The 11941-nt window shown below is 70.4% G+C and carries 10 protein-coding genes; 8 read left to right on the top strand and 2 right to left on the bottom strand.

The features are described 5' to 3' along the window. Nucleotides 1-175 precede the first annotated feature (175 nt). From ruvC to ACFYOH_RS16505, 8 genes are all read left to right on the top strand, one after another. Nucleotides 176-715, top strand: coding sequence for a crossover junction endodeoxyribonuclease RuvC (ruvC, locus tag ACFYOH_RS16540; RefSeq protein WP_388626193.1), 540 nt, complete (start codon nucleotides 176-178; stop codon nucleotides 713-715). Beyond that, the gene (gene ruvA / locus ACFYOH_RS16535; RefSeq protein ID WP_388626192.1) at nucleotides 712-1320 is read left to right on the top strand and encodes a Holliday junction branch migration protein RuvA; all 609 of its coding nucleotides are present in this window, start codon (nucleotides 712-714) and stop codon (nucleotides 1318-1320) included. Before ruvC ends, ruvA begins: the two co-directional genes overlap by 4 nt. A gap of 61 nt (nucleotides 1321-1381) precedes the next feature. Continuing rightward, nucleotides 1382-2464, top strand: a complete 1083-nt coding sequence (ruvB, locus tag ACFYOH_RS16530) for a Holliday junction branch migration DNA helicase RuvB (protein WP_388626190.1) — start codon at nucleotides 1382-1384, stop codon at nucleotides 2462-2464. 189 nt (nucleotides 2465-2653) lie between these two features. Beyond that, complete coding sequence (yajC, locus tag ACFYOH_RS16525; RefSeq protein ID WP_388626188.1) at nucleotides 2654-3157, top strand: preprotein translocase subunit YajC; 504 nt, start codon at nucleotides 2654-2656, stop codon at nucleotides 3155-3157. A gap of 137 nt (nucleotides 3158-3294) precedes the next feature. Next, entirely contained in the window at nucleotides 3295-5082 is a 1788-nt protein-coding gene (secD, locus tag ACFYOH_RS16520) for a protein translocase subunit SecD (protein ID WP_388626603.1), read from the top strand. A gap of 3 nt (nucleotides 5083-5085) precedes the next feature. Continuing rightward, nucleotides 5086-6189 (top strand): protein translocase subunit SecF, encoded by a 1104-nt coding sequence (gene secF / locus ACFYOH_RS16515; protein ID WP_388626186.1) that lies wholly within the window; start codon nucleotides 5086-5088, stop codon nucleotides 6187-6189. Further along, nucleotides 6186-6725 carry an adenine phosphoribosyltransferase gene (locus ACFYOH_RS16510; RefSeq protein ID WP_388626184.1) on the top strand — a complete coding sequence of 180 codons (540 nt, stop codon included), beginning with the start codon at nucleotides 6186-6188 and terminating at the stop codon, nucleotides 6723-6725. The genes secF and ACFYOH_RS16510 overlap by 4 nt, the downstream gene beginning before the upstream one ends. A gap of 297 nt (nucleotides 6726-7022) precedes the next feature. Beyond that, nucleotides 7023-9560 carry a RelA/SpoT family protein gene (locus ACFYOH_RS16505; protein ID WP_388626183.1) on the top strand — a complete coding sequence of 846 codons (2538 nt, stop codon included), beginning with the start codon at nucleotides 7023-7025 and terminating at the stop codon, nucleotides 9558-9560. A 66-nt stretch (nucleotides 9561-9626) separates the two neighbouring features. Here the strand turns inward: ACFYOH_RS16505 and ACFYOH_RS16500 are convergent, their stop codons facing one another. Together ACFYOH_RS16500 and ACFYOH_RS16495 are read right to left on the bottom strand one after the other, a co-directional pair. Beyond that, nucleotides 9627-10856 carry a DUF349 domain-containing protein gene (locus ACFYOH_RS16500; RefSeq protein ID WP_388626181.1) on the bottom strand — a complete coding sequence of 410 codons (1230 nt, stop codon included), beginning with the start codon at nucleotides 10854-10856 and terminating at the stop codon, nucleotides 9627-9629. A 155-nt stretch (nucleotides 10857-11011) separates the two neighbouring features. Further along, on the bottom strand, nucleotides 11012-11839 hold the full coding sequence (locus tag ACFYOH_RS16495) for a peptidylprolyl isomerase (protein WP_388626179.1): 828 nt from the start codon (nucleotides 11837-11839) through the stop codon (nucleotides 11012-11014). Nucleotides 11840-11941: the final 102 nt, after the last annotated feature.

Here is an 11941-nt window from a genome sequence, read left to right as displayed (position 1 = left end):
CCAAATTTGCGGGGGTTCCCACTTTTTTTTTTACGGGGGCCCCCTAACCCCCCCGGGGGGGGGGGCGGCGCCGGGGGGGGGGGGGGCCCCCCCCCCCCCCGCCCCGCCGTCATTGTCAGTGGGACCCGATAGCCTGCACAAACACGTGATCGAGGCGATCGGAGGGAGGGGCCCGGTGCGGGTACTGGGGGTGGACCCGGGACTGACCCGGTGCGGTGTCGGCGTCGTCGAGGGGATAGCGGGCCGCCCGCTCACCATGCTCGGCGTCGGTATCGTGCGCACGCCCGTGGACGCCGATCTCAGCCACCGCCTCCTCGCCGTCGAACAGGGCATCGAGCAGTGGCTGGACGAGCACCGGCCCGAGTTCGTCGCCGTAGAGCGCGTCTTCAGCCAGCACAACGTGCGCACGGTGATGGGCACCGCCCAGGCCAGCGCCGTGGCCATGCTGTGTGCCGCCCGGCGCGGCATCCCGGTCGCGCTGCACACCCCGAGCGAGGTCAAGGCGGCCGTCACCGGCTCCGGGCGCGCCGACAAGGCGCAGGTCGGCGCCATGGTCACCCGGCTGCTCCGGCTCTCCACGCCACCGAAGCCGGCCGACGCCGCCGACGCTCTCGCGCTGGCCATCTGCCACATCTGGCGCGCCCCCGCCCAGAACCGGCTTCAGCAGGCGGTCGCCCGCCACACAGTCCACGCAACGAAAGGCCGTACGACATGATCGCCTTCGTCAGCGGCACGGTCGCCGCGCTCGCCCCGGACGCCGCGGTCGTCGAGGTGGGCGGCGTCGGCATGGCCGTCCAGTGCACGCCGAACACGCTGTCCGCGCTCCGCATGGGCCGGCCCGCCAAGCTGCACACCTCGCTCGTCGTCCGCGAGGACTCGCTGACCCTGTACGGCTTCGCCGACGACGACGAGCGTCAGGTCTTCGAGCTGCTGCAGACCGCGAGCGGAGTCGGCCCGCGCCTGGCCCAGGCCATGCTCGCCGTGCACACCCCGGACGCGCTGCGCCGCGCCGTAGCCACCGGTGACGAGAAGGCCCTCACCGCCGTCCCCGGCATCGGCAAGAAGGGTGCGCAGAAGCTCCTGCTGGAGCTGAAGGACCGGCTCGGCGAGCCCCTCGGCACGGCCCCCGCGATCGGCGCGCCGGTCACCCAGGGCTGGCGCGACCAGCTGCACGCGGCCCTCATCGGCCTGGGCTACGCCACCCGCGAGGCCGACGAGGCCGTCGCCGCCGTGGCGCCCCAGGCCGAGGCCGCCGGCGGCACCCCGCAGGTCGGACAGCTGCTGAGAGCCGCCCTGCAGACCCTGAACCGCGCCCGCTGACCCACGCGAACCCGGCCCGCCGAACCGCGCCCGCTGACCCACGACGATCGAGGCACACCACATGAACTGGGACGACACGACCGACACCCCCGCCCCCGAGCGGCTCGTCGCTGCGTCCGCCGACCGGGAGGACCAGGCCGTCGAGGCCGCCCTGCGCCCCAAGGACCTCGGCGAGTTCATCGGCCAGGAGAAGGTCCGAGAACAGCTCGACCTCGTCCTGCGGGCCGCGCGCGCGCGTGGCGCCACCGCCGACCATGTTCTGCTGTCCGGCGCGCCCGGCCTCGGCAAGACCACCCTGTCGATGATCATCGCCGCCGAGATGGGCGCCCCGATCCGGATCACCTCCGGCCCCGCCATCCAGCACGCCGGCGACCTCGCCGCGATCCTCTCCTCCCTCCAAGAGGGCGAGGTCCTCTTCCTGGACGAGATCCACCGCATGTCCCGGCCCGCCGAGGAGACGCTGTACATGGCGATGGAGGACTTCCGCGTCGACGTCATCGTCGGCAAGGGTCCCGGCGCCACCGCCATCCCGCTGGAGCTGCCGCCGTTCACCCTGGTCGGCGCCACCACCCGCGCGGGCCTGCTGCCGCCGCCGCTGCGCGACCGCTTCGGCTTCACCGCGCACATGGAGTTCTACGAGCCGCGCGAACTGGAGCGGGTCGTGCACCGCTCGGCGAGCCTGCTGGACGTGGAGATCGTGCCGGACGGCGCCGCGGAGATCGCCGGCCGCTCCCGCGGCACGCCCCGTATCGCCAACCGCCTGCTGCGCCGCGTCCGCGACTATGCGCAGGTCAAGGCGGACGGTGTGATCACCCGCGAGATCGCCGCCGCCGCCCTCGCCGTCTACGAGGTCGACGCGCGCGGCCTCGACCGCCTCGACCGCGCCGTCCTGGAGGCCCTGCTGAAGCTCTTCGCTGGCGGCCCCGTCGGCCTGTCCACGCTCGCCGTCGCGGTGGGGGAGGAGCGGGAGACCGTCGAGGAGGTCGCCGAACCGTTCCTCGTGCGGGAGGGACTGCTCGCCCGCACCCCGCGGGGCCGGGTCGCCACCCCGGCGGCCTGGGCACACCTCGGCCTGACCCCGCCCCACTCGGCGAGCGGGGGGCCGACCGGGGGAAACGGACAACAGGACTTGTTCGGGTCCTGACGGCGCGATGATGTCTCGGTGGCGGCGAGGACATTGGCCCGGTCAGGAACTCAGGTGCCATGCTGAGCGTTGTTCCATGCACACGGACTCGCTTAGACTCCGCCGATGCCGCCCTTGTGGGCGGCGCCGACCCACACCCCCATCAACAGGCCGCTCTCCGTCGCGGTCGCGCGAAGGAAACCCCGTCCCGTGAATGCCTTTACCCTTCTCCCCTTCATCGTGCTCATCGCGGCCATGTTCCTGATGACGCGCTCGGCCAAGAAGAAGCAGCAGCAGGCCGCCAATATGCGGAACGAGATGCAGTCCGGCTCCGGTGTCCGCACGATCGGGGGAATGTACGCGACGGTCAAGGAGGTCAACGAGGACACCGTCCTCCTCGACGCCGGCCCCGGCGTCGAGCTCCTCTTCGCCAAGAACGCGATCGGCGCCGTCCTCACGGACGACGAGTACAACCGCATCGTCCACGGCATCGAGCACGACCTGAAGTCCGACGCCGACATCGTCCCGGACGACGCCTCCTCCCTCACCGAGACCGACGAGTCCGACTCGCCCGCTGCCGCCGCCTCCGACGACAAGGCCGTCGACCTCGGTAAGAAGGACGCCGATGAGGACGGCACCGACACGGCCGAGGCCGCCGAGACCAAGGCGGACGACGAGCCGAAGAAGACCGACGGCGACTCCGACGCGAAGTAGTCACGCCCCGGTGGTGCGCTGCGCGGCATAATCGCGCCCCGCGCACCACCGGGCGTCTGTTTCCCGGAACAGCCCGACACCATGTCATGGCCGACCGCGCCGACCGCGCGGGACGGCCCGAGAGGGAGTACGAGAAGGTGGCAGCACCTAAGAGGGGCCGGAGCGCGAGCGCCCAGAGCAAGCCGGGACGCTCGCTGGCCCTCATCCTGATCGCCATCGTGGCGCTCACCGGAGGCATGTTCCTCTCCGGGAACAAGACTCCGCGTCTCGGCATCGACCTCGCCGGTGGTACGAGCATCACGCTCAAGGCGAAGGCGGACCAGGGGTCCGCGGTCAACAAGGCCAACATGGACACCGCGGTCGACATCATGAACCGCCGTGTCAACGGCCTCGGCGTCTCCGAGGCGGAGGTGCAGACCCAGGGGACCGACAACATCATCGTCAACATCCCCAAGGGCACCAACTCCAAGGAGGCCCAGCAGCAGGTCGGTACCACCGCCAAGCTGTACTTCCGCCCGGTCCTGGCCAGCGAGCCCAGCGGCGGCGCCACGCAGAGCCCCTCGCCGAGCGCCTCCCCCAGCGGCAGCTCCTCGCCGAAGCCGAGCACGAGCCCCTCCGCGAGCTCCTCCTCCAAGGAGAAGGCGTCCTCGTCCTCCACCGCGTCCCCCAAGGCCTCGGCGACCTCCCAGGGCCGTGCCGTCACCGACGCGCTGAAGGCCGGCTCCACCCCCACGCCGAGCCCGTCCGCCTCCGGCAGCTCCACGCCGTCGACCACCCCCTCGGCCTCCTCCAGCGCCGGCACCACCGCCGCCAAGCTCCAGGCCCAGTACGCCGCCCTGGACTGCACCAAGCCCGCCGAGCGGGCCAAGGTGGGCGGCGCCGCCAAGCCCGGTGAGCCCACGGTGGCCTGCGGCCAGATCCGGAAGGTCTGGTACAAGTACGTGCTCGGCCCGGCCGCCGTCGACGGCACCGAGGTGAAGAAGGCGCAGGCCATCTTCGACACCCAGGGCGCCTCCGGCTGGCAGGTCCAGATGACCTTCAGCTCCAGCGGCTCCAAGAAGTTCGCCGACATCACGGGCCGGCTGGCGAAGAACCAGTCCCCGCAGAACGAGTTCGGCATCGTCCTCGACGGCGAGGTCGTCTCCAGCCCGTACGTCAGCCAGGCCATCACCGGCGGCCAGGCGGAGATCTCCGGCAGCTTCACCCAGCAGGACGCCCAGAGCCTCGCCAACATGCTGTCGTACGGCGCCCTGCCGTTGTCCTTCCAGGAGCAGTCCGTCACCACCGTGACCGCCGCGCTCGGCGGTGAGCAGCTGCACGCCGGTCTGCTCGCCGGCGCGATCGGCCTCGCCCTGGTCGTGATCTACCTGGTGATCTACTACCGCGGCCTGTCGGTCGTCGCCATGGCCTCCCTCGTGGTCTCCGCGATCCTCACCTACGTGATCATGTCGCTGCTCGGCCCGGCCATCGGCTTCGCGCTGAACCTGCCGGCCGTCTGCGGTGCCATCGTCGCCATCGGTATCACCGCGGACTCGTTCATCGTGTACTTCGAACGCATCCGGGACGAGATCCGCGAGGGCCGCTCGCTGCGCCCCGCCGTCGAGCGGGCCTGGCCGCGCGCCCGGCGCACCGTCATGGTCTCCGACTTCGTGTCGTTCCTCGCCGCCGCCGTCCTGTTCATCGTGACCGTCGGCAAGGTCCAGGGCTTCGCCTTCACCCTCGGCCTGACCACCGTGCTCGACGTCGTCGTCGTCTTCCTGTTCACCAAGCCGCTGATGACCCTCCTCGCCCGCCGCAAGTTCTTCGCCGGCGGCCACAAGTGGTCCGGCCTCGACCCGAAGAGCCTGGGTGCCAAGCCGCCGCTGCGCCGCACCCGCCGTCCCGCCGGCCCCGCCGCCGGCTCTGTCGACCCGAAGGAGGCCTGAGCAATGTCGAAACTCGGCAACCTCGGCGCTCGACTGCACCGCGGCGAGATCTCGTACGACTTCGTCGGCAAGCGCAAGATCTGGTACGGCGTCTCCATCCTGATCACCATCACGGCCATCCTCGGCCTGGCGGTGCGCGGGCTGAACATGGGCATCGAGTTCAAGGGCGGCGCGGTCTTCACCACGCCGACCCACATGAGCACCTCGGTGACCCAGGCGGAGACCTACGCCAAGGACGCCTCCGGCCATGAGGCGATCGTGCAGAAGCTCGGCAACGGCAGCCTGCGCATCCAGATCGCCGGCATCGACACCGGCCAGTCCGACAAGATCAAGCAGGAGCTGGCCAAGGACCTCAACCTCAACCCCGAGAAGCTCGCCGCCGACCTGGTCGGCCCGAGCTGGGGCCAGCAGATCGCCAACAAGGCCTGGGAGGGCCTGGCGATCTTCATGGTGCTCGTCGTGATCTACCTGGCCATCGCCTTCGAATGGCGCATGGCCATCGCGGCCCTGGTCGCGCTGATCCACGACATCACGATCACGACCGGTATCTACGCCCTCGTCGGTTTCGAGGTCACGCCCGGTACGGTGATCGGTCTGCTGACGATCCTCGGTTACTCGCTGTACGACACGGTCGTCGTCTTCGACAGCCTCAAGGAGCAGACGCGGGACATCACCAAGCAGACCCGGTTCACCTTCAGCGACATCGCCAACCAGTCGATCAACGGCACCCTGGTCCGTTCGATCAACACCACGGTCGTCGCCCTGCTGCCGGTGGCGGGCCTGCTGTTCATCGGCGGTGGATTCCTCGGAGCCGGCACGCTGAACGACATCTCGCTGTCGCTGTTCGTCGGCCTCGCGGCCGGCGCCTACTCGTCGATCTTCATCGCCACGCCGCTCGTCGCCGACCTCAAGGAGCGCGAGCCGGCGATGAAGGCCCTCACCAAGCGAGTCATGGCCAAGCGTGCCCAGGCCGCGGCCGAGGAGGGCCTCGCCGCGGAGCGTGCCGCCGCCGATGACGACGATGCGGCCCCCGCCGTCGTGGGCCCGCGCAACCAGCCCGCGTCCCGCAGCCGGGGCCGTGGCCGCCCCTCCGGGAAGCGCCGATGACCGACATCGAGGAGCTGCTGCTCAGCCGGATCCGTGACGTCGCCGACTACCCCGAGCCGGGCGTGATGTTCAAGGACATCACCCCGCTCCTGGCGGACCCGGCCGCGTTCACGGCGCTCACGGACACACTGGCCGAGATCGCCACGAACACCGGCGCGACCAAGGTCGTCGGCCTGGAGGCCCGGGGCTTCATCCTGGGAGCCCCGGTCGCCGTCCGCGCGGGCCTCGGCTTCATCCCCGTCCGCAAGGCGGGCAAGCTGCCCGGAGCGACGCTGCGCCAGGCGTACGACCTGGAGTACGGCTCGGCCGAGATCGAGGTGCACGCGGAGGACCTGGCATCCGGTGACCGGGTGCTGATCGTGGACGACGTCCTCGCCACGGGAGGTACGGCCGAGGCCGCGATCCAGCTGATCCAGCGCGCCGGGGCGGATGTCTCCGGCCTCACGGTGCTGATGGAGCTGGGCTTCCTGGGCGGCCGGGTCCGGCTGGAGCCGGCGCTGGACGGGGCGCCGCTGGAGGCGCTGCTTCAGGTCTGAGCGGATCGCTGCACAAGCGGCCTCGGCATCGCCGAAGGCCGCTTCGTGCTTCCCGCCCGCACCACCCGAGCCGCACGCGCGTGCAGGAACCACCCACGGTCGAGGCCACCCCCGGGACACCTCCCGCACGACCCCGAATCACCCGGAATCCACCTCCCGGAATCCGGCGGAGGCTCCCCGCGTTGCACAGGTGGACGGTCCTCACTTCCGGCTGAAGGCGATGACCAGCCGCAGGATCGCTACCATGGGGTCTCCGGAGCCTGACCGGGGGACCCGGATCGCGCACGAGGAGCCCTCTTGCCAGACGAGGCCCAGCACCTGACCGCCGCAAAGCCCGAGTCCGCCTCGGCCGCCGCGGCGAAACCCGCGTCGCACGTGTCCAACGCGAAGAACGACACCCGCGGGCCGATCGAGCACGCCCAGTCCGCGCCCGTCGAGAAGGCTGCCGAGGCCTCGCGTCCCAAGCCCGCACCCCCCGAGCGCCCGGCCCAGCCGCCCGTGGTGCGCCCGCCCGTCGTCCAGCCCGGCCGCACCGGCTCCTCCAACCGCGTCCGCGCCCGCCTGGCCCGCCTCGGCGTGCAGCGCGCGAACCCCTACAACCCGGTCCTGGAGCCGCTGCTGCGGATAGTGCGCAGCAACGATCCGAAGATCGAGAACTCGACGCTGCGCCAGATCGAGCGCGCCTACCAGGTCGCCGAGCGCTGGCACCGCGGGCAGAAGCGCAAGAGCGGCGACCCGTACATCACGCACCCGCTCGCCGTGACCACCATCCTCGCCGAGCTGGGCATGGACCCCGCCACGCTCATGGCGGGGCTGCTGCACGACACCGTCGAGGACACCGAGTACGGCCTCGACCAGTTGCGCCGCGACTTCGGCGACACCGTCGCCCTGCTCGTCGACGGCGTCACCAAGCTCGACAAGGTCAAGTTCGGCGAGGCCGCCCAGGCCGAGACCGTGCGCAAGATGGTCGTCGCGATGGCCAAGGACCCGCGCGTCCTGGTGATCAAGCTCGCCGACCGCCTGCACAACATGCGCACCATGCGCTACCTCAAGCGCGAGAAGCAGGAGAAGAAGGCGCGCGAGACCCTCGAGATCTACGCGCCGCTCGCCCACCGCCTCGGCATGAACACCATCAAGTGGGAGCTGGAGGACCTCGCCTTCGCGATCCTCTACCCCAAGATGTACGACGAGATCGTACGGCTGGTGGCCGAAAGGGCGCCGAAGCGTGACGAGTACCTGGCCATAGTGACCGACGAGGTCCAGGCCGACCTGAGGGCCGCCCGCATCAAGGCGACCGTCACCGGACGCCCGAAGCACTACTACAGCGTCTACCAGAAGATGATCGTGCGAGGCCGCGACTTCGCCGAGATCTACGACCTGGTGGGCATTCGTGTCCTCGTCGACACGGTCCGCGACTGTTACGCCGCCCTCGGCACCGTGCACGCGCGATGGAACCCGGTCCCCGGCCGGTTCAAGGACTACATCGCGATGCCCAAGTTCAACATGTACCAGTCGCTGCACACGACGGTCATCGGGCCCAACGGCAAGCCGGTCGAACTGCAGATCCGCACCTTCGACATGCACCGCCGCGCCGAGTACGGCATCGCCGCGCACTGGAAGTACAAGCAGGAGGCCGTCGCCGGCGCCTCCAAGGTCCGTACGGACGCGCCCAGGACGTCCGCGAAGGACAAGGACGCCATCAACGACATGGCGTGGCTGCGGCAGTTGCTGGACTGGCAGAAGGAGACCGAGGACCCGGGCGAGTTCCTGGAGTCCCTGCGCTTCGACCTGTCCCGCAACGAGGTCTTCGTCTTCACCCCCAAGGGCGATGTCATCGCGCTGCCCGCGGGGGCCACGCCCGTCGACTTCGCGTACGCCGTCCACACCGAGGTCGGCCACCGCACCATAGGCGCGCGGGTCAACGGCAGGCTCGTACCGCTCGAATCCACCCTGGACAACGGCGACTTGGTGGAGGTCTTCACCTCCAAGGCGCCCGGCGCCGGACCGTCCCGCGACTGGCTCGGCTTCGTCAAGTCGCCCCGGGCGCGCAACAAGATCCGGGCCTGGTTCTCCAAGGAGCGCCGGGACGAGGCGATCGAGCAGGGCAAGGACGCGATCGTACGGGCGATGCGCAAGCAGAACCTGCCGATCCAGCGCATCCTCACCGGCGACTCCCTCGTGACCCTCGCGCACGAGATGCGCTACTCGGACATCTCCGCGCTGTACGCGGCGATCGGCGAGGGCCATGTCTCCGCGCAGCACATCGTGCAGAAGCTCGTGCAGGCCCTCGGCGGCGAGGAGGCCGCCACCGAGGAGATCGACGAGGCGGTCCCGCCGTCCCGCACCCGTGGCCGCAAGCGCCGCTCCAGTGCCGACCCGGGCGTCGTCGTGAAGGGCGTCGACGATGTGTGGGTCAAACTGGCCCGCTGCTGCACGCCGGTGCCGGGCGACCCGATCATCGGGTTCGTCACGCGGGGCAGCGGCGTGTCCGTTCACCGCAGCGACTGCGTCAACGTCGACTCGCTGTCCCGTGAGCCCGAGCGCATCCTCGACGTCGAGTGGGCGCCGACCCAGTCCTCGGTCTTCCTGGTCGCCATCCAGGTCGAGGCACTGGACCGCTCCCGGCTGCTGTCGGACGTCACCCGAGTCCTGTCCGACCAGCACGTCAACATCCTCTCCGCGGCCGTCCAGACCTCGCGCGACCGGGTGGCCACCTCCCGGTTCACCTTCGAGATGGGCGACCCCAAGCACCTCGGCCACGTCCTGAAGGCCGTACGGGGCGTGGAGGGCGTGTACGACGTGTACCGCGTGACCTCGGGACGCTCCCGGTCGTGAGCACGCAAGCGAAAGGCCCCGTACGCGCGCCGTACGGGGCCTTTCGCATGTGCACCGCGGGGGGTTTCAGCCGCCGAACTCCTGCAGGCCCTTCAGAGCCTGGTCCAGGAGCGCCTGGCGGCCCTCCAGCTCGCGCTCCAGCTTGTCGGCCTTGGAGTTGTTGCCCTGGGCGCGGGCCTGGTCGATCTGCGCCCGCAGCTTGTCGACGGCGGCCTGCAGCTGACCGGTCAGACCCTCGGCACGCGCGCGTGCCTCCGGGTTCGTCCGGCGCCACTCGGCCTCCTCGGCGTCCTGGATCGCCCGCTCGACCGCGTGCATCCGGCCCTCGACCTTCGGCCGCGCGTCCCGCGGGACATGGCCGATGGCCTCCCAGCGCTCGTTGATCGAGCGGAAGGCGGCCCGCGCGGCCTTGAGGTCCGTGACCGGGAGGATCTTCTCGGCCTCCTCGGCCAGCTCCTCCTTCAGCTTCAGGTTCTCGGCCTGTTCCGCGTCCCGCTCGGCGAACACCGAGCTACGGGCGGCGAAGAACACGTCCTGGGCGCCGCGGAAGCGGTTCCACAGGTCGTCCTCGTGCTCGCGCTGGGCGCGGCCCGCGGCCTTCCACTCCGCCATCAGCTCGCGGTAACGCGCCGCCGTCGGACCCCAGTCCGTCGAACCCGACAGCGCCTCGGCCTCGGCCACCAGCCGCTCCTTGGTCCGGCGGGCCTCCTCGCGCTGCGCGTCCAGCTGCGCGAAGTGCGCCTTGCGCCGCTTGGAGAACGCCGACCGGGCGTGCGAGAAGCGGTGCCACAGCTCGTCGTCGGACTTGCGGTCCAGACGCGGCAGACCCTTCCAGGTGTCCACCAGCGCCCGCAGCCGCTCACCGGCCGCCCGCCACTGGTCGGACTGCGCCAGCTGCTCCGCCTCGGTGACCAGGTCCTCCTTGGCCTTGCGGGCCTCGTCCGACTGCTTGGCCCGCTGCTGCTTGCGCTCCTCGCGGCGGGCCTCGACGGTCTCCACCAGCTTGTCCAGCCGCCCTCGCAGCGCGTCCAGGTCGCCGACCGCGTGGTGCGCGTCCACCTGCTCCCGCAGGTGGTCGATCGCGGCCATGGCGTCCTTCGCCGACAGGTCGGTGGTCCGCACTCGCTTCTCGAGGAGGCCGATCTCGACAACCAGGCCCTCGTACTTGCGCTCGAAGTAGGCCAGCGCCTCCTCAGGGGAGCCGGCCGCCCAGGAGCCGACGACCTTCTCGCCGTCGGCCGTACGCACGTACACGGTCCCCGTCTCGTCGACGCGGCCCCACGGGTCGCTGCTCACAGCGCCTCCTCCACATGATGCCTGCGGTGGGTCTCAGCACCCCCGGGCATCGTCCACAGTTTCGTCACGGCCAACATAGGCGACCAGCGGGTTGCCTGTCCGCATCCAGCGCGACCGAAATTCCGCAGCTGGCCGTCTTGAGTTCCAGGACGGCGTCAGGACTTCGTCACCGTCGCCTTGTTGATCACCACGGTCGCGTTGGGCGCGGTGTTGCCCGAGGTCGGATCGGCCGCCTGGGCACCCGCGGCGGCGATCTTCTGCAGCACCTTCATGCCCGCGTCCGAGACCGTGCCGAACGGTGTGTAGCTGGGCGGCAACGGGCTGTCCTTGTAGACCAGGAAGAACTGGCTGCCGCCGGTGTGCTTCTGACCGGTGTTGGCCATCGCCACCGTGCCCGCCGGGTACGTGTTGCCCTTCAGGCTCGTGTCCTTGAGGTTCTCGTCCGGAAGCGTGTAGCCCGGCCCGCCCATGCCGGTGCCCTGCGGGTCGCCGCACTGGAGCACGTAGATGCCGGACGTGACCAGGCGGTGACACTTGGTGTGATCGAAGTAGCCCTTGCCCGCCAGGAAGTCGAACGAGTTCACCGTGTGCGGGGCGGCGGCCGTCTTCAGCGCGATGTCGATGTCACCGCACGTCGTGGCGAGCTTCATCGTGTACTTCGCCGACGTGTCGATCGCCATCGCCGGCTCCTTCTTCCAGCTCAGCTTCTTCGCCGAGCCGGCCGCCGGCTTCGCGCACGGGTCCGGGGCCTTGCTCGGCGTGGCGCTGGGCGTGACGTCGGCGGCGGCATTGGTCTTCTTGTCGTCGCCCTTCAGCGCCCCGGTCGAGTACAACGCGACACCGCCGATGACGACCACGCCAAGTACCGACGCGATCACGGAGTTGCGCGTGCGGGACTTGCGGCGCGCCTGGGTGCGCCGCTGCTGCTGCCGCAAGAACTTCTCCCGGGCGAGCTGACGCCGCCGCTGCTCCTGGCTGACCACCGGGTTCTCTCCTCATACGTGTCGTGTGTCGACCGGTACGCGTGCGTGCTCGTGAGCCGACTGGTGCGTGTAGCCCCGTACCGTATATGGGTTCGCTGAGGA

The organism is Streptomyces sp. NPDC007856 (assembly GCF_042868225.1).
Lineage (GTDB): Bacteria > Actinomycetota > Actinomycetes > Streptomycetales > Streptomycetaceae > Streptomyces.
This window is presented reverse-complemented; position numbering and strand designations above follow the sequence as displayed.

Coding starts and splice junctions, on each gene's coding strand:
- ruvA (WP_388626192.1), top strand. CDS start 712: ATGATCGCCTTCGTCAGCGGCACGGTCGCCGCGCTCGCCCCGGACGCC.
- ACFYOH_RS16510 (WP_388626184.1), top strand. CDS start 6,186: ATGACCGACATCGAGGAGCTGCTGCTCAGCCGGATCCGTGACGTCGCC.
- ruvB (WP_388626190.1), top strand. CDS start 1,382: ATGAACTGGGACGACACGACCGACACCCCCGCCCCCGAGCGGCTCGTC.
- secF (WP_388626186.1), top strand. CDS start 5,086: ATGTCGAAACTCGGCAACCTCGGCGCTCGACTGCACCGCGGCGAGATC.